The organism is Saccharopolyspora oryzae (assembly GCF_027853915.1).
GTDB lineage: Bacteria > Actinomycetota > Actinomycetes > Mycobacteriales > Pseudonocardiaceae > Saccharopolyspora > Saccharopolyspora oryzae.
This window is the reverse complement of record NZ_JAQGLA010000058.1, coordinates 1-18,664: the sequence shown is the minus strand read 5'-3', so window position 1 is coordinate 18,664 and position 18,664 is coordinate 1. Positions and strand designations below refer to the sequence as shown.

Annotated in this window: 20 protein-coding genes; 13 read left to right on the top strand and 7 right to left on the bottom strand. The window is 68.8% G+C overall.

The window, feature by feature from the left end; translation table 11 throughout:
- Positions 1 to 30 precede the first annotated feature (30 nt).
- Together OU415_RS26645 and OU415_RS26640 are read right to left on the bottom strand one after the other, a co-directional pair.
- Positions 31 to 369 carry a hypothetical protein gene (locus OU415_RS26645; protein WP_270951993.1) on the bottom strand — a complete coding sequence of 113 codons (339 nt, stop codon included), beginning with the start codon at positions 367 to 369 and terminating at the stop codon, positions 31 to 33.
- A gap of 13 nt (positions 370 to 382) precedes the next feature.
- Positions 383 to 535 carry a hypothetical protein gene (locus OU415_RS26640; RefSeq protein WP_270951992.1) on the bottom strand — a complete coding sequence of 51 codons (153 nt, stop codon included), beginning with the start codon at positions 533 to 535 and terminating at the stop codon, positions 383 to 385.
- A 381-nt stretch (positions 536 to 916) separates the two neighbouring features.
- Here OU415_RS26640 and OU415_RS26635 point away from each other — a divergent pair, with 381 nt between their 5' ends.
- From OU415_RS26635 to OU415_RS26620, 4 genes are all read left to right on the top strand, one after another.
- Positions 917 to 2,224 (top strand): helix-turn-helix domain-containing protein, encoded by a 1,308-nt coding sequence (locus OU415_RS26635; protein WP_270951991.1) that lies wholly within the window; start codon positions 917 to 919, stop codon positions 2,222 to 2,224.
- A 42-nt stretch (positions 2,225 to 2,266) separates the two neighbouring features.
- The gene (locus tag OU415_RS26630; RefSeq protein WP_270951990.1) at positions 2,267 to 3,175 is read left to right on the top strand and encodes a phosphotransferase enzyme family protein; all 909 of its coding nucleotides are present in this window, start codon (positions 2,267 to 2,269) and stop codon (positions 3,173 to 3,175) included.
- Positions 3,176 to 3,317: 142 nt separating this feature from the next.
- Positions 3,318 to 3,623, top strand: a complete 306-nt coding sequence (locus tag OU415_RS26625; RefSeq protein WP_270951989.1) for a hypothetical protein — start codon at positions 3,318 to 3,320, stop codon at positions 3,621 to 3,623.
- 315 nt (positions 3,624 to 3,938) lie between these two features.
- The gene (locus tag OU415_RS26620; protein ID WP_270951988.1) at positions 3,939 to 6,515 is read left to right on the top strand and encodes an L-tyrosine/L-tryptophan isonitrile synthase family protein; all 2,577 of its coding nucleotides are present in this window, start codon (positions 3,939 to 3,941) and stop codon (positions 6,513 to 6,515) included.
- Between the two features lie 253 nt (positions 6,516 to 6,768).
- Here OU415_RS26620 and OU415_RS26615 read toward each other — a convergent pair whose 3' ends face one another.
- Positions 6,769 to 6,993, bottom strand: a complete 225-nt coding sequence (locus OU415_RS26615) for a hypothetical protein (RefSeq protein WP_270951987.1) — start codon at positions 6,991 to 6,993, stop codon at positions 6,769 to 6,771.
- Positions 6,994 to 7,442: 449 nt separating this feature from the next.
- Between OU415_RS26615 and OU415_RS26610 the strand changes: the two genes are divergently transcribed.
- Positions 7,443 to 8,300, top strand: a complete 858-nt coding sequence (locus tag OU415_RS26610; RefSeq protein ID WP_270951986.1) for a helix-turn-helix domain-containing protein — start codon at positions 7,443 to 7,445, stop codon at positions 8,298 to 8,300.
- Entirely contained in the window at positions 8,297 to 8,497 is a 201-nt protein-coding gene (locus OU415_RS26605; protein ID WP_270951985.1) for a DUF397 domain-containing protein, read from the top strand. The genes OU415_RS26610 and OU415_RS26605 overlap by 4 nt, the downstream gene beginning before the upstream one ends.
- Positions 8,498 to 8,566: 69 nt before the next feature.
- Here OU415_RS26605 and OU415_RS26600 read toward each other — a convergent pair whose 3' ends face one another.
- From OU415_RS26600 to OU415_RS26590, 3 genes are all read right to left on the bottom strand, one after another.
- Positions 8,567 to 9,094, bottom strand: a complete 528-nt coding sequence (locus tag OU415_RS26600; protein WP_270951984.1) for a copper resistance CopC family protein — start codon at positions 9,092 to 9,094, stop codon at positions 8,567 to 8,569.
- Positions 9,091 to 9,765: a YcnI family copper-binding membrane protein gene (locus OU415_RS26595; RefSeq protein WP_270951983.1), complete on the bottom strand. Its 675-nt coding sequence runs from the start codon at positions 9,763 to 9,765 to the stop codon at positions 9,091 to 9,093. Before OU415_RS26595 ends, OU415_RS26600 begins: the two co-directional genes overlap by 4 nt.
- A 121-nt stretch (positions 9,766 to 9,886) precedes the next feature.
- The gene (locus tag OU415_RS26590) at positions 9,887 to 10,327 is read right to left on the bottom strand and encodes a hypothetical protein (RefSeq protein ID WP_270951982.1); all 441 of its coding nucleotides are present in this window, start codon (positions 10,325 to 10,327) and stop codon (positions 9,887 to 9,889) included.
- Positions 10,328 to 10,713: 386 nt separating this feature from the next.
- On the opposite strand from OU415_RS26590, the gene OU415_RS26585 reads away from it, so the two are divergent.
- From OU415_RS26585 to OU415_RS26560, 6 genes are all read left to right on the top strand, one after another.
- The gene (locus OU415_RS26585) at positions 10,714 to 12,393 is read left to right on the top strand and encodes a BCCT family transporter (RefSeq protein ID WP_270952028.1); all 1,680 of its coding nucleotides are present in this window, start codon (positions 10,714 to 10,716) and stop codon (positions 12,391 to 12,393) included.
- Between the two features lie 100 nt (positions 12,394 to 12,493).
- Positions 12,494 to 12,688, top strand: coding sequence for a hypothetical protein (locus OU415_RS26580; protein WP_270951981.1), 195 nt, complete (start codon positions 12,494 to 12,496; stop codon positions 12,686 to 12,688).
- A gap of 3 nt (positions 12,689 to 12,691) precedes the next feature.
- A complete protein-coding gene (locus OU415_RS26575; RefSeq protein ID WP_270951980.1) occupies positions 12,692 to 13,339 on the top strand; it encodes an ABC transporter permease in 648 nt (215 codons plus the stop codon).
- A 7-nt stretch (positions 13,340 to 13,346) separates the two neighbouring features.
- Complete coding sequence (locus OU415_RS26570) at positions 13,347 to 14,510, top strand: ABC transporter ATP-binding protein (RefSeq protein WP_270952027.1); 1,164 nt, start codon at positions 13,347 to 13,349, stop codon at positions 14,508 to 14,510.
- The gene (locus tag OU415_RS26565; RefSeq protein WP_270951979.1) at positions 14,510 to 15,277 is read left to right on the top strand and encodes an ABC transporter permease; all 768 of its coding nucleotides are present in this window, start codon (positions 14,510 to 14,512) and stop codon (positions 15,275 to 15,277) included. The genes OU415_RS26570 and OU415_RS26565 overlap by 1 nt, the downstream gene beginning before the upstream one ends.
- Positions 15,274 to 16,272, top strand: coding sequence for a glycine betaine ABC transporter substrate-binding protein (locus tag OU415_RS26560; RefSeq protein WP_270951978.1), 999 nt, complete (start codon positions 15,274 to 15,276; stop codon positions 16,270 to 16,272). The genes OU415_RS26565 and OU415_RS26560 overlap by 4 nt, the downstream gene beginning before the upstream one ends.
- 187 nt (positions 16,273 to 16,459) lie before the next feature.
- Here the strand turns inward: OU415_RS26560 and OU415_RS26555 are convergent, their stop codons facing one another.
- Positions 16,460 to 17,149, bottom strand: a complete 690-nt coding sequence (locus OU415_RS26555; RefSeq protein WP_270951977.1) for a DUF6474 family protein — start codon at positions 17,147 to 17,149, stop codon at positions 16,460 to 16,462.
- A gap of 22 nt (positions 17,150 to 17,171) precedes the next feature.
- On the opposite strand from OU415_RS26555, the gene OU415_RS26550 reads away from it, so the two are divergent.
- The coding region (locus OU415_RS26550) for a TM0106 family RecB-like putative nuclease (protein WP_270951976.1) at positions 17,172 to 18,664 on the top strand (1,493 nt) is incomplete at its 3' end.

The following is an 18,664-nucleotide window of genomic DNA, read 5'->3' as shown; positions in this document are numbered from 1 at the left end:
GGTACTGCTCCGGGACCGAGTCCGCCGGCTTTACGGCACCGGCGCCACCGGGCGCAGAGCGTGCGCCGGTCGCTGGTGCCGTGCGGGACGGGGAGACAGCGCGCCTGCCACCAGGTGCTCGTAAGCCGAGCGCCACACCGAGCACGGTGCTTTCTGCGGGCGCCAACGGCTCGAGCACTCCGGGCAGTTGCCCTTCTCATCGGCTTCGTGCGCGGTGAGGAGCGTCCGCCATCCCTCGGTGAGTCGGGGGAGTTCGGAACGCGCCACGGACAGCAGGGAGGTGGCGTCGGCGCGGTCCGCGAGCTCGCTCAACATGTCGAGCCGTTCGCGGACTGCGTTGCGCAGCACCTGCCCCAGGATCTCGTCCACTGAAACGTCACCGTCACTTTCTCGCCTGCATCGCGGCATCCCGCAACGCTGTTGACAACTGGCGCACGCCCACGGTGCTGAGCACCGCTGCGTGGCCGGGCGGTCCGACGAGCTCAACCTCATCCCGGTTGACCAGCACGGCCAGGTTGCGGTGCGCGTTCGTCACATCGCGACAGTCCACCTGCCACCAACGACGGCGTTCGGCGGGTGCCGGAGCGGATTCGGCCGTCCGGCCGATCCGGGATTCCTGCGCCTGTCCGTCCACCGTGGTTGCCGTCCCGTCCGTGCTCGGTTGCTTGCTGGTGACTAGATTGGGCCCAGTCGGCCGGGTTCGCCTAGTCGTTGGGCGGTGACCGGCCCAATGGCGACGACGAGCGGTCGGCGGACTTCAGCGCAACCGATCACCTCTACCGAAGCGGACTTCACCGGGTTGCCGCAGTGCCCTTACTCTGCGACCAACGCCCGTGCAGAGCGTCAGGGGGTCTAAATGAACATCATCGGTTCTAGCGGCTCTCCCGTTACACCCGACGTTTGGAACGATCGGGAGATGCGGGATGCCCTGGCCCGGCGGGACATCAGCGAGATCTACAAGCTACTGCGCCGACGCGGTGTCTCGCAGCGCCAGATCGCGGCCTCGACGGGCCAGTCGCAATCCGAGGTGTCAGAGATCCTCAAGGGTCGGCAGGTCATGGCTTACGACGTGCTGGCCAGGATCGCCGACGGGCTGGGTATCCCGCGGGGCTTCATGGGCCTCGCCTACGACGGGGCGACCGCGATGCGGGTCGCTAGTGCGACCAACGCCCTCGAAGCTGAGGAGGACGAATCGGTGAAGCGGCGGAAGTTCTTGTCCCACGCCGCCCAGGTGACCATGGGTGCGGCGGTGTTCGGGGAGGCCAGCGGTTGGCTTCCGGCGAACGCCCAGACGCCGGCGCCGTCCAGGATCGGCATGACCGACGTGCAGCAGATCCAGGCCGCGACCAAGGCCCTGCGCGATCTCGACTACCGCTACGGCGGCGGCACCTGCCGCGACGCCGTGGTGGCCCAGCTGTCCTGGGCGCAGCAGCTGCTCGACTCGACCTCCACCGACATCGTGCGCAAGCAGTTGTTCGTGGCGCTGGCCGACATGCACAGCCTGGCCGGGTGGACGTCGTTCGACGTGGGGCTGCTCGACCCGGCGCGCGGGCACTTCGGCAAGGCGCTGGAGTTCGCCAAGCAGGCAGATGACCACGGGTTGCTGGCCAGCGTGCTGTACCGGATGGGCCGGGTCTACCTGCACCACCAGGAGCCCAACGAGGCGTTGAAGCTGTTCCAGCTCGGCCAGATCGCCGCGCAGGAGTCCGGTTCGGCGCTGACCGTCGCGGTGCTGTGCGCGAACGAGGCCTGGGCCTACGGCATGCTCAACAAGCCCGACCAGGTGCAGAAGATGGTCGGCCGCACGAAGGACGAGTTCGCTCGGGCGCAGTCCAGCGAAGCACCGGACTGGGTGCGGTTCTTCGGCGAGAACGACCTGCACGGCATGATCGGTTCCGCGCACGACGCGCTGGCCGTGTTCGACCCGAAGAAGCACGCGCCGATCGCGGTCGGCGAGACCATCAAGTGCAACGAGGCCTACGGCGCCGACATGCAGCGCACGCACGTGTTCGGGCTCAGCCTGCAGGCCACCAACCACTTCCGGGCCGGTGACGTCCAAGAGGGCATCAAGATCGGGCGCCGCGCGCTCCAGCACGGTGAGCGGGTCAAGTCCGCTCGCGTCTCCGACCGGCTCAAGCCGCTGGAGCTGGAAGCCGCCAAGCACCGCGCGAACTCCGATGCCCGCGATCTGTTCGACGAGGTCCGGAAGTTCCGGCAGGCGTGAGCCGGCTGCTGGGTCGATCGGACCGGTGCGTCGTTGAGAACGATGAGCATGCAGACATACCAGGTAGAGGGCCAGGAAGTCCCGCTTGAGCTGGGCTTGGCGCTGGCCGAGATCTGCGCTTCCGTCGGACTGGATCCGCGGGGTGCGCGGCTGATCCGATTCATCAACAACGGGGTTTTCCTGCTCCGCGACGATCCCGTCATCGTCCGCGTGGTGCTGTCCCCGTCGTTCGGTTACCGAGCTTTCAACGCAGTGGAGGCCGCGCGCTGGCTGGCCGTGCACGGGATTCCCGCGGTGCGGTTGCTGCCCGGTTTCGAGCAGCCGGTCCAGGTGGGGGAGCATCTGGCGACGCTCTGGCGGTACGTGCCGGAGCTGGGACCGGTGCCGGACGGGGCCGACCTCGGCGAACTGCTGCGGCTGATGCACTCCAAACCGCTGTCCCCGACCTTCCGCGACTGGCAGCCGATGGCCGACATCCGGCGCCGGCTGACCGATGCCGTGGACATCGACCCGGGCGACCGGTACTTCCTCGAGCAGCGCTGCGACCACGTCGAAGAGCGCTTGGCGGAGCTGCGGTTCCCGCTGCCGCAGTGCGTGATCCACGCGGACGCGCACCTGGGCAACGTGATCGGCGGGCCGGACGGGCCGCTGCTGTGCGACCTGGACTCGTTGTGCATCGGACCGCCGGAGTGGGATCTGACGCCGCTGGCGGTCGGTCGCCTGCGGATGGGGCACCCGCCGTCGTGGTACGAGGACTTGGCCGCCGCGTACGGCTTCGACATCACCGGGTGGGAAGGCTTCCCGGTGCTGCGGGAGCTGCGCGAGCTGAAGATCACGACCGGGGTGCTGCCGATCGTGCGCAGCAATCCGGGACTGCGCGAGCAGCTGCACCGGCGGTTGCGCACGATGCGCGACGGGGATCTGGCTGCGCAATGGGCTCCGTACAGCTGACCGCCGGACATACGCCTGAATGGGCGATATTGAGTCCGATCGCCGCGCTCGTTTGGTCATTCTTGGTGACGACGCTGACCCGAAGGGGTAAACCATACGAGGGAACTGATCCGTCAGGGCGTTGCTACTGGATGGGTTGTCGATGAGGGTCGCGGAGTTCGTGCTGGGGAAGGTCGTCCCGCGTTGGCGCCGGACGCGTGCGTTGCGCTCCGCGCAAGTGCTCGATGACGTCGTGGACTCCCAGGCCGCGTCGCTGTCGCTGCTGCCGCCCGACCTCCGCCGGCGCCAAGCCGACCACCTCGCCGAACTGGCGCTGCTCGCCCAGGACTACCGGCACTACGCGAAGGGCTGGATCACCCGGCGCGAGCTCGAACGGCGCGGTCGCGCCGCGCTGCTCCGGCTGGAGGAACCCGGTGGTCTCGGGGTCGGTGCAACTCACCGACGGTGAATGACCGCTCGGCGACAGGCGCGTCATCGATGACGCGCGGCTGAATCCAGCTGCCGAACAACCGCTTTCGCTGCAGGTTCGACGACCGGTACCGGCATGTTCGGTCCGGCCGAAATGCACATCTTCCCCGGTCAGGCCAGGTTTTCGCGCTGCCGAGCTGATTTCGCCGTGCGGCTGGGCCGGTCCGACCGGCCAACTGCGCCACGTGCTCGGGCGCGATGACGTGACCGCGTCCTTTCTCGACCCCGTTTCACCGCAGTCGATTTCTCTTCGGAATCCGGCGAATCAGCTCGGCGGAGACCGGAAAACACCTCGATGGGAGATGGTTTGTGCCGTCCGGACGAAGTTCCCGGGTTGACCGACGACGTGCTGCTGCGGTCCTACTGCGCGACTGCTCCGCGGAACCGCATCAGCTTGGCGGAGCTGGCGGGCGGTGACTTCGCCGGTGACGTGCTGGACCTGAAGCGGCTCATCGCCGACCCGCCGGAGGGCTGGACGGCGCGGGACCACCTCGCCGAGTTCGTGGTCCGCCCGCTGCTGATCACCTTTCGCGGGCTGCTGGCCAGGGGTTTCCTGCCGGTGGGCGAGATCGCGGTGGAGCTCGGCGCGGAGTCGTCGGCCACCGGCCGGATCGTGGTCGAGGAGGTCGGACCGGCGACCGCTGCATCGGTGCCGCCGGCGATCGCCGCGCTGGACGGGTGGTTGGACGAGCTGGCGTCGGCCGGGGCGCTGGTCACCGGTGATGAGCGGGACCGGATCCGGTGCGCGTTCGACGAGGTCGTCGCGCAGGAATTGCGGAACCTGTCGGCGGAAACCGCGGCGGCCTTGGCCGGCGACCACCCGTGGCAGCGGTTCGTGCACGTCGTGGACGCGGGCCAGGACGAAGTGCTGCGCCGGGTCGTCCAGCTGGTCCGGGAGCGCAGCGCGCGGTGCCGCCGGGAGAGCGGGGTGCCGCGCCCGCTGGTCGCCATCGACCTCGATTTCTGCGCGCTGCAACCGGAACAGCGGGTCCGGGCGGCTTTGCGCCGGGTTGGTGAAGCGCACGGGATCGCGGAGTTCGCGGATCCCGACGTGCTGCCGGGGCTGTACCGGGCGTGCTGGCCGTCCTTCGTGGAGCGCACCGGCTTGCGCGATCGGGATGGCCTGTACGACGAGTACCGCCGGAGCATCGCGTGGGACGGGGAGTCGTTGCAGACCGACGACCTCGCTCCGGGGATCCGGCAGTACGTGCGGGATTTGGAGCACGCGGGTGCGCGGGTCGTCTGGTTGACCGGACGCCGGCACCGGGTGCGCGCCGCGACCGAGGAGTTCCTCGCCGATCGCGGTCTCGGGCACCTCGACCTGCGCACGTCCGATCCGGACCGCGGCGTCGCGGAGCAGAAGGTGGCTTCGCTGCGCGAATTCCGCGGTTGCGAGCTGATCGCCGCGTTCGACGACTCCGCTGCGAACCGCGCCGCGCTCAGCTCCGCGTTCCCCGACGCGCTGGTGGTCCCGGTCCGGTCGCAGCTGTTCACATCGGACGGAGCTGCCGGCGGCATCGCGACTTTCGAGTCCTTGCCGACCCCGGTGCCGCTCGGCCGCGGCCATTCCGGCGAGGCGCGGCTGTCGCACGTGACCTCGCTGGGCAAGTTGCGGGTGGGGGAGCTGAGCACCCGCCCCACGGTCTGGGCGCAAGGCGTGGAGCTGACCGCCGAGGAGCAGGCGCGGATCGTCGAATCGCTGGTGGCGGACGCGGTGACCAGCGGTCGACGACTCGGCGAGGAGATCGCGTCCGAGGCCGATCCGGTGCGGGCGGTGTGGCAGGTGATCACTGCGAAGCCGTTCGGCGCGTCCCGCTCAGCGTACCCGCTGGCGGCGGCGGAGCGCGATCTGCGCGGTTCGATCGAGGAGGGCGAGCCGATCCGGTTCGTCGTGGTGGGGCCGTCGCTGAAGCAGGACGGCTCCCGGCTCAAAGCCCTCGGCGGCCTGCCCGACCTGGCAGAACTCGCGATGCTGGTCCGGCTGCGGCAGCTGGACGAGGCGGTCCGGCAGGTGCATCCGCCGGGTGTCCGCGTCCGGGCACTGACCGACGCCAGCCACTTCAGGTTCCGCGAACCCCAGCGCTGCGAGGACTACCACGCGGAATTCGCCCACCAGGTGGCCGCGGTCGGCGCGGCGGACCTGGTGGCGGTCGAGGACTTCGACGACGCGGCCGACGCCCACCCGAACTGCGGCGACCGGACTCAGCGCCCCGAACTGCTGGAATCGCACTGCGAGCGCTACGAATCCGCCTTCGCAGGTCTGGACATCCGCCGCAACCCGCGAGCGGTGCTCGCCGAGGCGGCGACCCTCGACCCGGCGCGCCCCGGCCAACCCCGCTTCGCGGACCTGTTCCGCTCGGTCCTGCACGCGGTGGACATCCCGTGCCGCAGCGGAGATCCCCTCGCCTGGTCGCAGCAGATCTACGAGGACCCCTTCGACCTCGCTCGCGACGTTCCGGCCGAAGTTCGCCGAGCCCGCAGCGATCTCCTGGTCTCGGCCTGGAACGAAACGATCACCTACCTGGCGAACAAGCACGTGGACGCCGACCTCGGCTACGAAGCCCTCTGGCAGGACGACGTCCGCATGAGCCTCTCGATCCGCCCAACCCCGGGCCGGCTGCGCTTCGTCCCCCTCGGCGGCTCAGGAGTGATGCCCTGGCACGGCACAGCAGCCCTCAACCCCAACGACGAAGTGGCGGTCGACTACGCGATTTCCCTGGTAGACCAAGGCTTCCGTCCCCTCCACGCCCCGGGAACCCCGACCCGCCAAGGCCTCCGCCAACCCTGGTTGATGGCCCCACCCCACCTCCTCGACAGAACAGGCCGCCCAACGGAACCCCTCCTCACGAGGATCCGCCTCCGCCCCAAATAGCACCCCGCACAAGGCCTGGCCGAACGTCCAGCCAGACGAGCTCCGTGAGTCTTTTGGGCTGCCATAGCGACCCAAAAGACTCACGGAGCCTGACCAGCCGAAACGGAGCTGTGCAGGTGCAGCGCCCCGCGGCCGGGGGAGGACCGCGGGGCGCGCGTGCGGGCAGGCGCAGGGAGGGGAACGTCTGCCCGCGGTCTGGAGCCGCGCTGGGAGAGCGTGGGATTCGTTGCGCTCTGCGCGATGGGCGGGAGCGTCAGGTTTGGAGTCGGGCGAGGGTTTCAGCGGATATGTGGTGACGTCCGGTGCCTTCGTCCTGTCGTTGTCTCTCGCTCTCGACCTCGTCGATCAGCTGCCACACGCTCAATGCCCCGTCCCCAGCCCCGCCGTGCTGGGCCCGCGCAGGCCGAATGAACAACATGCTCGCGATCAGCACGTTCACCAACACCAGAGTGCTCACCTGAAGCCAGAACATCGTCATCCCCATTCCTTCGCCCAGTCGCGCGTTTGCGCAGGTCAAATATGGTCGTGGGTGCGTAACAGTGTTCGAACACTGTTACGCTTTCACGAACCCCCGACCACCGGGCGCTGATCCGCACCCAGCAACTCATGCAGGTGTCCTGGTCGATCCACTCCGACTCCGGCGGAAGCCGCTGCACCTTCCACGCCACGACCCCGACACCGCAGAACGACGTGACGGAGTCGTGCGGCTCAGCGCGCTTCGCGGCGACGCCGAACGCGTGCCGCCCAACTCCCACGGGCCGCCAAAACCAATCCACCCCAGCCGCTTCGAACATCCCTGTCCTCCTCGTACTCGTTGGTCTTGTGGTCTCAGTGGTTCCGAGACCAATAGTTTCGGTCTCGTTCTTTGTGGACAATCGCCTGATCGATTGACGACGCTGCACGTCCGGGTGGCCTACTGTTTGGTGCATGAGCGAGACCACCCCTGCACCGCGCGCGTACGTTCTCGGCGCAGAACTCCGGGATGCGCGCAACAAAGCCGGACTAGGACTCCGCCAGCTCGCGACCAAGCTGGACGTGTCCCATTCCGTCGTGGTGCGTTGGGAACGCGGCCAGCGAGTGCCGTCAACAGAAGCGGTTTCGGCCCTCTGCGCGGTTCTCGGCATGAATGGCACGACCAGGGAACGCCTGATGAAGCTGACCCGAGAAGCGGTCTCGGAACCACCGAACACGGTGTCGGTCGGCGCAACGGGCGAGGCCGATCAGATGGCAGCGCTCCTGGAATTCGAGCGCATGGCCACCGCGATCACCGAGGTATCGCCGGTGATCGTGCCTGGCATGTTGCAGACTGCCGACTACGCGTCCGCGATCATGAGTGCCGGAATTCCCAGCGGTGAAACCGATAAACGGGTGATGATGCGGCTTGGCCGCCGCGACTTGATCACTCGTAGGCGGGCACCGGTTCGGTTCACGGCGGTCATGCTGGAATCCGCGTTGCACCAGTCGATCGGTGGCCCCGAAGTGATGCTGGATCAGCTCCACTTCCTTTTGGAGATGGGCGAGCGGGGCAACGTCGAGATCCGTGTTGTTCCGAGCGCCGCTGGATGGACGCCAGCGCATGCTGGTCCGTTCGTCCTCTTGGAGTTCGCCAAGGCCGAGCCCGTGGTGCACTTGGAGCACCACAGGTCATCGGCGTTTCTCCGTGACGAAGCAGACGTGAAGGCCTTCGTCTCCGCGCGGGAAGATGTCGAGCAGTCGGCGATGAGTTCGGAGGACACAGCCGACCTGATCGCCCGCATCATCGACCAGGAGGAGACGCCGGAATGACGTTATCGCAGGTCCCCGTCGGTTGGCGGAAGTCGAGCCGGAGCAACCAGGAGACGAGCTGCGTCGAGGTCGGTCGCGTCGCTGGCGGTGCCGCTGTCCGTGACACCAAGGACCGCGCCGCTGGCTACTTCACCGCGACCGCGCCGCAGTGGTCGGCGTTCGTCGCTGCGATCAAGGTGGGTCGGTTCGACGGTTGAATGCGGTGAAGGGCCCCTCCGGCCGAAAGTCGGTCGGAGGGGCCCTTCACTTGGTTGCTGATCCGGGGATCAGGCCTTGGGCTTGCCGAGGCGGAGGGCCAGGACGAGGCCCAGGGCCACCACGATCACCGCTCCGACGATCCAGGGCCAGACCGGCATTCCGCCGGACTCGGCCGACTGGTCGGGTCGGTCCGCCTGCTGCGGGGGTGCGGCCGGCGTGCCCTTGCCCGGTTGGGTCAGGGTGAAGGTGACCTTGCCCGGGACCGGGTGCCCGTCGTTGGACAGGATCCGGTAGCCGATGGTGTAGGTGCCCGCCGGTCCCAGTTCGCGGACCGGCATGGTCACCGAGTTGCCTTCGACCTTCACCTGACCGTCGGTCCAGTACGTGCCGTCGGGGCCGACCACGTTCACCGTGTTGTAGCCCTCACCGGCGCGGACCGGCTGGTCGAAGGTCAACCGCACCTGCTGCGGCCCGACCGAGAGCTGCGCACCCTCCTTCGGGTCGCTGTCCACCAGCACGTTGTGCGCGAGCGCGGTGCCCGCGCCGCCGAACAGCGCGGCCATCGCCAGCGCTGCGACTGCGATCAATCGCTTCACGACTCGTCCTTCTTGGTCGATGCGGCGCCGCGGCTGCGGGCCAGCGCACCGGCTCCGACGCCGACGCCCAGCGCGCCGACGAGCAGTCCGGCGCCGCCGAGCCAGCGGGCCGTGTCGTCACCGGCACCGGCTTCCGCCGCCGGCTTCTGCTCGGCGCCGCCGTGCCCGTGGCCTTCCTCGGCATCCTCGACCAGCTTCACGGTCGGCGCCGGGTGCTCGGGCTCCTCGCCGTTCGGCGGGGTCGGGGTGTCCCAGGCCACGACTTCGCCGTTGTCGTAGGTCTGGAAGGTCGGGATGACCAGTTCGTCCTTGTTCTCCGGGAGCGTGCCGAGGGTGGCTTCGAACTCGTCGAACTCGTCCGGTCCGATCCGGGTGCCCGGCTGGGCGGTCCACGTGATGCTGCGCACCGCCTCGGTGACCTGAGCACCGGCCACCTCGACCGGCGCGATCTGGGCCTTCTCGACCTTCGCGGTCCAGCCCGGCTTCGGCTTGGTGCGCACCGAGCTCAGCGGGGTGTCCTCGGGGAACGTGACCTTGACCTCGACGGTCGAGGCGTTCGGCCGCTCGTTGGGAACGCGGAAAGCGATCTTCGCGTGACCGCCCTTGGCGGCTTCCGATGGTTGCGCGCTGACGTGGGCGAATGCGGGTGCGGCGCCCAGCAGAGCGGTCATAGCGCAGGCAGCGGTCAGTGCCGCGGAACGCGCCGCGAATCGTTTTGTCGACATGTTTACTTGGAATCTCCTGTTATTCGGCCGTCGTCTCGGCCGGCGAAAAATGACAGAACGACAACGATCAGGCGGCGAATGCCGACTGATCTCGAACAGGAGATTCCGGGGGCCCGCGGAGGGCGTGGATCCGCTGGTGGACCAGGTGCGCCAGTGGACGCACCGTGACCGCGGGAATGCACACCGTGGGTGGCTCGGTCACGATCCGTAGCGCTCGCGGGCGCCGCGGCAGAACCGATCGGAGCAGACGGGCGACTACGAAGAGTGCTCGTTCCGCCCGGGCCATCAGCAGTCCGGTGAGCAGCACGACGCCGATGTGACCCAGGGTCATCGCCATCGGGGAGAGCGGCACGCCGAGCGCCCCCGGCGCGTCCTGGTGGGACGCCACGAGCTGGAGAAATACGTGAAGTGACAGCTGGCTGACGCCAAGTGCCCCTAGAATGCCCCACGACCCGCGCTTGCGATCAGCGAGTGCCACACCGGCGCCGGCCAGGAGGACGGTGATCACGAGAGTCGAACCCAGATCGGGTAATGACCCGCCGGCGGCCACGTGGGTGGCTACGGACAGTGATGCCGATGTGGTGGCCAGCGCAGCACCGCGCAGGACGCGTAGTGCGCCCTGCGTAGGTGCGAGACCGGCTGCCACAGCACCCGAGTCTAGGTGTCGGTTCGGCCACGCTGACCGCGGCCACGCTTGCCTTGTTCACCCGTTTGGGTCACGGTTTATCGGGTTGCAGGCGTTACGAACGCAGTTGACCGCATTGTCGGTCATTGATCGGAACGTCGTGACTGACGACTGAGAGGAGGGGGCGTCGCCGAAAGTCGGCGCCGGAACCTGTGTCGACCGAAGCAGAACGAAGTGGTGGCTCCCCCGGGGGAAACCATACAACCGAACTGTCCGACAACACTGAGTTCCTCGGAAAGCCGCGAACGGACTGGGTCGTATTCGGCGTCACCGCCGCGATCATGTTCGCGATCGTCATCTGGGGCGGTCTTGGGACCGATTCGCTGAGTGTCGCGTCCAGCGCAGCGCTCGACTGGTTGCTCGTCAACACCGGCTGGGGATTCGTCCTGGCCGCGACGGGCTTCGTCGTTTTCGCGCTGTTCTTGGCGTTCAGCAAGTACGGCCGGATTCCACTCGGCCAGGACGGCGAAAAACCGGAGTTCCGCACGATCTCCTGGATCGCCATGATGTTCAGCGCCGGTATGGGCATCGGCCTGATGTTCTTCGGCGTCAGCGAGCCGCTGACCCACTTCGTCTCCCCGCCGCCGGGCACCGTCCCGGGTGGGAGCGAAGAGGCGATCACCACGTCGATGGCGACCTCGCTGTTCCACTGGACCCTGCACCCGTGGGCGATCTACGCGGTCGCGGGTCTGGCCATCGCCTACAGCAGCTTCCGCCGCGGTCGCAGCCAGCTGATCAGCGGTGTGTTCCGCCCGCTGATCGGCAAGCGCAACGCCGAGGGCCCGATCGGCAAGCTGATCGACATCCTCGCGCTGTTCGCGACGCTGTTCGGCTCGGCGGCCTCGCTGGGCATCGGCACCCTGCAGATCAGCGCCGGCATGAAGGCCGCGGGCTGGATCGGCGAGACCTCGTCGATCATCCTGGTGCTGATCATCGTGGTGCTGACGATCTGCTTCATCGCTTCGGCGGTGTCGGGCGTGGCCAAGGGCATCCAGTGGCTGTCCAACATCAACATGGTGCTGGCCGGCGTGCTGGCGCTGTTCATCTTCGTGGTCGGTCCGACGGTCTTCATCCTGGACCTGCTGCCCACCATGCTCGGCTCCTACATGAGCGAGTTCGGTGAGATGGCCTCGCGGGCCGGTGCGACCGGTGGCCCGGACATGCAGTCCTGGCTGGCCAGCTGGACGATCTTCTACTGGGCGTGGTGGATCTCCTGGACGCCGTTCGTCGGCATGTTCATCGCGCGCATCAGCCGCGGCCGCACGATCCGCCAGTTCGTCGGTGGCGTGCTGCTGGTCCCCAGCGTGGTGAGCCTCGTCTGGTTCGCGATCTTCGGCGGTGCCTCGATCGGCCTGCAGAAGGGCGGTGCCAACGTCTACGGCGACGGCACGGCGGAGGCCCAGACCTTCTCGGTCCTGGAGAACCTGCCGCTGACGCTGATCACGTCGGTGTTGGTCATGATCCTGGTGGCGATCTTCTTCGTCTCCGGTGCGGACGCGGCCTCGGTCGTCATGGGCACCCTGTCGCAGCGCGGCTCCATCGAGCCGAGCCGCTGGGTGGTCATCTTCTGGGGTGCCGCGACCGGTGCGGTGGCCGCGATCATGCTGGTCATCGGCACGTCCGGTGGTGACGCGGAGAAGGCGCTGGACGGCATCCAGAACCTGACCTTCCTCGGCGCGCTGCCGTTCGCCGTGGTCATGGTGCTGATGTGCGTGGCGCTGATGAAGGACCTGCGCAGTGACGAGATCACCCTGCGCGAGGCCAAGGGCGCCGAGGTGCTGGAGCAGGCCGTGATCGTCGGCTCCGAGGAGCACGACGGCGAGTTCCAGCTGGTCACGACGCCGGTCGACGAAGAAGAGACCGAGCAGGCCCCGGCTGGGGACAAGTAGTCCCATCGCCTGATGTGGGTGCGCCTGGTTGCCAGGCGCACCCACATCCACAACTAGCCCTCCACCAGCGCTGATCCGGCGTCCGGTGGAGCTCGGCCCGGTGTCGCAGCGCTGCTGCGCCGAGCCGGACAAGTTCGTCGTGGTGCTGCTGACGTGCACCGCCCCGATCGAGGGTGCCGAGGGCCCGGCCGTGATCGCCGGCGCCGATGGGCACGACGATGAATTCCAGCTGGTCACCACCCCGGTGGGGGCCGACGAGGACCCTGCGGGGGCCTCGGTAAGCGGAAAAGAGTAATCGGTGAACTTCCTGGACTACGTCGCATCCAGGTGGCAATCGTTGCTGGTCAACGCGTTCCAGCACGCCAGCATGGTGATCCAGTGCATCCTGCTGGCGACGATCGTCGGCGTCCTGGTCGGGGTTGCGGTCTACCGCAGCCCTGCTGGGGCGGCGATCGCCACCGCACTTTCCAGTGCTGTCCTGACCATCCCGTCGTTCGCGCTGTTCGGCCTGCTCATCCCCGTGCTGGGGCTGGGCGTGGCGCCGTCGGTGCTGACGCTGGTGCTGTACGCGCTGCTGCCGATCGTGCGCAACACGATCGTCGGGCTGTCTACAGTCGATCAGCCGATCTTGGACGCGGCCCGCGGGATCGGCATGAGCCGGTTCGGCGTGCTGACCCGCGTCGAACTGCGGTTGGCCTGGCCCCCGATCCTGGCGGGCATGCGGGTGAGCACCCAGATGCTGATGGGCATCGCGGCCATCGCCGCCTACGCGAAGGGCCCCGGCCTGGGCAACCTGATCTTCAGCGGCCTCGGCCAGCTGGGCGGCGCGAACGCGCTGAACATGGCCATCGCCGGCACCGTCGGCGTGGTCATCCTGGCGCTGCTGCTGGACGCCGTCTTCGTGCTGATCGGGCGGTTGACGACTTCGAGAGGTATTCGTGGCTGACGACAACATGACCCCGACCAACGGGCACGGCGTGGAGATCTGCTTGGAAGAGGTCTCCAAGCGCTACCCCGGCCAGAAGCAGTCCGCCGTCGACTCGGTGACCATGACCATCCCCGCCGGTGAGACGGTGGTGCTGGTCGGCCCGTCCGGCAGCGGCAAGACCACCACCATGCGGATGATCAACCGCCTGATCGAGCCGACCTCCGGCAAGATCACCATCGGTGGGCAGGACGTGCTCGGGCTCGACCCGGACAAGCTGCGCCGCGAGATCGGCTACTCGATCCAGCAGGCCGGCCTGTTCCCGCACATGACCGTCGGCGAGAACGTCGGCATGGTGCCCGGCCTGGTCGGCTGGGACAAGAAGCGGATCGGCGAGCGCGTCGACGAGATGCTCGACCTGGTCAACCTGGACCCGGCGGAGTACCGCAACCGCTACCCGCGGCAGCTCTCCGGCGGTCAGCAGCAGCGCGTCGGCGTGGCGCGGGCGCTGGCGGCCAACCCGCCGGTGCTGCTGATGGACGAGCCCTTCGGAGCGGTGGACCCGATCACCCGAGGTGTGCTGCAGGACGAGTTGATGCGCCTGCAGGCAGACCTGGGCAAGACGATCGTGTTCGTCACGCACGACTTCGACGAGGCCGTCAAGCTCGGCGACCGGATCGCGGTGCTCGGCGAGCGCTCCAAGATCCTGCAGTACGACACGCCCGACGCGATCCTGGCCAACCCGGCCGACGACACGGTCGCCGGGTTCGTCGGCGCCGGTGCCGCGCTCAAGCAGCTGACCCTGCGACGGGTCCGCGAGATCGAGGTCGGCGAGGTGCCGACCGCGAAGGTCGACGACTCGCCGTCGGTGCTCAAGGAGAAGCTGGGCACCCGCCGCGGCGCGATCGGCCTGGTGCTGGACAAGCGCAACCGCCCGCTGCGCTGGGCGTCGGCCCGCGAAGCCGGTGCGGTGTCGTCGCTGGAGCGCGCGGGCCGGCCGGTCGAGGACAGCGTGTCGCTGGCCTCCACGCTGCAGGACGCGCTGGAAGCGATCCTCACCGACGACGACGGCGTCGCGGTCGTCGTCGGCTCGCGCGGCGAGTACGTCGGCGTGGTCGACATCGACACGGTGATGAACACCATCAAGGCGCTGCGCGACGAGCACGCCGACGACCCGGCCGGGGACGAGTGATGAGCAGCCAGTTCGCTTCGGACTCCGGATCCCGCACCGCGGAGCGGTTGCGCCTGCTGGCGCAGCCGATCGCGGTGGTGGTGCTGGTCGCCGCGGTGCTGGGCTGGGCGTTCAGCCAGGACAACGACGAGGTGACCGCGCGCAGCATCAACGCGCCGTACATCCTCGGCCTGACCTGGGCGCACTTCCTGATGAGCTTCGCGGTGGCGCTGATCGTGATCGCGGTGGCGGTGCCGCTGGGTGTGCTGCTCAGCCGCCCGTGGGCGCGCAAGGCGGCGCCGCTGGTGATCGGCCTCGCCAACATCGGCCAGGCCGCGCCCGCGGTCGGTCTGCTGGTGCTGTTCTTCCTGTTCACCGGTGGTTCGACCGGGTTCTGGATCGCGGTGCTGCCGATCGCCTTCTACGCGCTGCTGCCGGTGCTGCGCAACACCATCGTCGGCCTGCAGCAGGTGGACCCGTCGTTGATCGACGCAGGTCGCGGCATCGGCATGTCCGGTACCGGGGTGCTGCTGCGCATCGAGCTGCCGCTGGCGGTGCCCTACATCCTGGCCGGTCTGCGGACCGCGCTGGTGCTGGCCGTGGGTACCGCGACCCTGGCGCTGTTCGTCGGTGCCGGCGGGCTCGGCGAGATGATCGACACCGGTTACAAGCTCAACGACTGGACGGTCATGATCGTCGGCTCGGTGCTGGCCATGGCGCTGGCGCTGCTGGTCGACTGGCTGGGCGCGCTCGCCGAGACCTACCTGTCGCCGAAGGGGTTGCGATGAAGCTGAAGACGTCGCGCCGCGGCGCGTTGAAACTGGCCTCGCTGGCGATGGCCGGCGTGCTGCTGTCCGGCTGCGGCCTGAGCTCCGGCAGCGCGGTGCCGCTGGCGGTGGAACCGGGCTCGATCAAGCCGGTCCCGGAGCTGGAGGGCGTCACCATCACGGTGGGCTCGAAGAACTTCACCGAGCAGCTCGTCCTGGGCTACATCGGTCAGTTCGCGCTGTCCGCGGCCGGGGCCAACGTGCGGGACCTGAGCAGCATCGTCGGGTCGTCCACGGCTCGTCGCGCGCTGCAGAGCGGCCAGATCGACACCCTGTACGACTACACCGGGACGTCCTGGATCAGCTACAACGGCAACAACGACCCGATCCCGGACGCGCGCGCCCAGTTCGAGGCGGTCAAGAAGCAGGACCTGGAGCGCAACGGCATCGCCTGGACCGCGATCGACTACCAGGTGGACAACACCTACGCGTTCGCGGTCAACCAGGACGCGGCCAAGCGCCTCGGCGTGGAGAAGCTGTCCGACATCCCGCGGATCGTCGCCGAGCACCCGGAGGACGCCACGTTCTGCGTGGACACCGAGTTCGCCAACCGCAACGACGGCATGCCCGGGGTGGAGAAGGAGTACGGCTTCACCGCGGACAAGTCGAAGATGAAGATCCTCACCGAGGGCAGCATCTACCAGGCGACGGCGAACGGGACCTGCACCTTCGGCGAGGTGTTCACCACCGACGGCCGGATCAAGGCGCTGGACCTGAAGGTGCTGACCGACGACAAGCTGTTCTTCCCGCGCTACAACATCGGCATCACGACCCGCGATGAGCTGCTCAAGCGGTACCCGCAGATCACCTCGGTGTTCGAGCCGGTGTCGAAGGCGCTGACCAACGACGAACTGGTCAAGATGAACGCCCAGGTCGACGTGGACGGGCGCGACCCGGCCGACGTCGCCCGCGACTGGATGGCCGAGAAGGGCTTCGTCAAGATCCCCGGCCGCTGACCGGTGGGTCCGCAGTTCCAGTGGAAACTGCGGACCCCGGAGTCCCTCCCGACACGCCCGGGTGCGGGGGGAGTCGTGCGATTTCAATGGAAATCGGACGACTGATTTCCATTGAATTTGCGTCCCTCCCAGCCCTGGGAGGTGCGAAGAGGGGCACCTGCTCGCGCGGGTGCCCCTCTTCGTGCGTTCAGCGCCGCTTGGGGACTCCGAAGTGGGTGAGCAGGTCGTCCTCGATCTGGCCGAGCTCCGCGTCCACCGCGCGGTGCGCGGACTTCCGCCGCTGCGTCGGCATCCGCTCCGCGGCCCGGACCGCGGTCGTCAGCTGCATCAGCCGCGCACCCGTCTTCTCCGCGTACTGCTCCGCGGCCAGCCGGGCCTCCTCGTCGCCCGCCTGCTCGCGCAGGGCGCGCAGCGCGTCGGTGTCGCCCGCGATGCGCGCGTGCAGCGCCGCGCCGCGACCGGTGTAGGTGCCCAGGTCGTCGACCGGGACGCCCAGACGTCGCGCTCGCGCACGGTCCAGGTAGTCGCGGACGGCCGAGACCGCGCGGATCGCGAAGGGGAGCAGCACCGGACCGACCACCTTGGCCACGCCGATCGCCTTCTTGGCGTTGCTGGGCGTGATGTGCCCGTGCTCGCCGCGCTTGATCGCCTTGGCGGCCTTCTTGTCCGCCTTCTTCGCCGCCTTGACCGTCCGGCGGCCTTCGGTCGGAACCCGCTTCGTGCGTTTCCTCACCGGAACCTCCCTGTTCGCGCTGCGATCAACTCTATGAGCAGCGCCACGATCTGTCAGATCACGCGCCGGTGCGCCTCCCCGGGGCGGGTGACGGGTGCACGGGCGGCTCGGCCGTCTAGACGGGGTGATGGGCGCAGGTGTCATGGCGACGGCATACGCTTCACCCGTGAACGAAGAGGTGCTGCTCGAGGCTGGCGTGGTGACGCGCTGTCGTCGACGCGTGCACCTGGAGAACGATCCGTCGATGCGCGACCAGCCGCAAGCGCCGCTGGACCTGGGCATCGAGCAGCGCATCGCCGACGCCGCGGAGCACCGCCGAGCCGTCGCGAAGCTGCTCGGCCGGCTGCACGGCGAGGACTGGACCGAGATCCCGCGCGGCGCGGTGGCCGATCGCGCGGAGCTCACGCTGGCCGCGATGCGCGCCGGGACCCGGTACATCTCCGCGGCTCAGCTGCCCTCCGACAGGGAGAACGGGCGCCGCGGTTCGGTCGATCTGCTGGTGCGCAGCGGCGACGGCTACCTGCCGGTGCTGGTGGTCCGGCACAAGATCACCGACCCGGGGCGCGGGGCGCGCGTGTCGCCGGTGGAGCGCCCGGTCCCCGAGGCGTCCTCGATCGACGAGACCCGCAAGGTGCGCCCTCAGCCGCGCGACCTGCTCCGTTTGGCGCACGCGGTCCGGATGCTGCAGGCCTGCGGGATGGATGCGGACGCGCTCCGCGGCGGCGTGATCGGCGTGGAGGCCGACGTCGTCGTCTGGCACGACCTGTCGGCGCCGAACTGGCCGGAGGGCCGCACCGCGCTGACCGAGTACGAGGCCCGCTTCGCCGACCGCCTGGCGGTGGCCACCGCGGCCGCCGAAGGCGCCGAGCCGCTCGCGCAGCCCTCCCGGATCAACGAATGCAAGGGCTGCCCGTGGTGGCCGGTCTGCGAGCAGCAGCTGCACGACCGGCGCGACGTCAGCCTGGTGGTGCGCGGCGAGGACGCCGTGGCGCTGCGCGACATCGGTGTGTCCACTGTGGACGAGCTCGCGGCGACGCCGCTGGAGCGGGCCGACGAGCTGCCGCTGACCGGCGTCCGCAACACCGACGCGATCCTGCTCGCCAAGGCGTGGCTGCAGGACCTGCCGCTGGTGCGGCGGGTCCGCGACCTGTCGGTGCCGCGGGCGGACGTCGAGGTCGACGTGGACATGGAGAGCTACGGCGACTCCGGCGCCTACCTGTGGGGTTGCTGGCTGTCCGGCGCGGACATCGGCCAGGAGCAGGGCTACCGGGCGTTCGTCAGCTGGGAGCCGCTGCCCTCCGACGACGAGGGCCGCTCCTTCGCCGAGTTCTGGACCTGGTTCTGCTCGGTGCGCCGCACGGCCCGCGAGAACGGCCTGACCTTCCGCGCCTACTGCTACAACGAGCTGGCGGAGAACCGCTGGATGCTCGCCTCCGCCGAGCGCTTCGCCGGCAAGCCCGGCGTGCCGTCGGTGGCCGAGGTCCGCAAGTTCATCCGCTCCTCGGAGTGGGTCGACCTGTTCGCCTCGGTGCGCGAGCAGTTCCTGTGCCCGAACGGCAAGGGGCTGAAGGTGATCGCGCCGAGCGCCGGGTTCACCTGGCGCGACGCCGAAGCCAGCGGCGAGAACTCGATGCGCTGGTACCGCGACGCGGTCGGCCT

What these genes read in the sequence shown, in the direction of transcription:
- OU415_RS26555 (WP_270951977.1), bottom strand. Translation starts at nt 17,149, where the DNA reads ATGACACCTGCGCCCATCACCCCGTCTAGACGGCCGAGCCGCCCGTGC.
- OU415_RS26625 (WP_270951989.1), top strand. Translation starts at nt 3,318, where the DNA reads ATGAGGGTCGCGGAGTTCGTGCTGGGGAAGGTCGTCCCGCGTTGGCGC.
- OU415_RS26570 (WP_270952027.1), top strand. Translation starts at nt 13,347, where the DNA reads ATGACCCCGACCAACGGGCACGGCGTGGAGATCTGCTTGGAAGAGGTC.
- OU415_RS26635 (WP_270951991.1), top strand. Translation starts at nt 917, where the DNA reads ATGCGGGATGCCCTGGCCCGGCGGGACATCAGCGAGATCTACAAGCTA.
- OU415_RS26605 (WP_270951985.1), top strand. Translation starts at nt 8,297, where the DNA reads ATGACGTTATCGCAGGTCCCCGTCGGTTGGCGGAAGTCGAGCCGGAGC.
- OU415_RS26630 (WP_270951990.1), top strand. Translation starts at nt 2,267, where the DNA reads ATGAGCATGCAGACATACCAGGTAGAGGGCCAGGAAGTCCCGCTTGAG.
- OU415_RS26595 (WP_270951983.1), bottom strand. Translation starts at nt 9,765, where the DNA reads ATGACCGCTCTGCTGGGCGCCGCACCCGCATTCGCCCACGTCAGCGCG.
- OU415_RS26610 (WP_270951986.1), top strand. Translation starts at nt 7,443, where the DNA reads ATGAGCGAGACCACCCCTGCACCGCGCGCGTACGTTCTCGGCGCAGAA.
- OU415_RS26560 (WP_270951978.1), top strand. Translation starts at nt 15,274, where the DNA reads ATGAAGCTGAAGACGTCGCGCCGCGGCGCGTTGAAACTGGCCTCGCTG.
- OU415_RS26565 (WP_270951979.1), top strand. Translation starts at nt 14,510, where the DNA reads ATGAGCAGCCAGTTCGCTTCGGACTCCGGATCCCGCACCGCGGAGCGG.
- OU415_RS26620 (WP_270951988.1), top strand. Translation starts at nt 3,939, where the DNA reads ATGGGAGATGGTTTGTGCCGTCCGGACGAAGTTCCCGGGTTGACCGAC.
- OU415_RS26615 (WP_270951987.1), bottom strand. Translation starts at nt 6,993, where the DNA reads ATGACGATGTTCTGGCTTCAGGTGAGCACTCTGGTGTTGGTGAACGTG.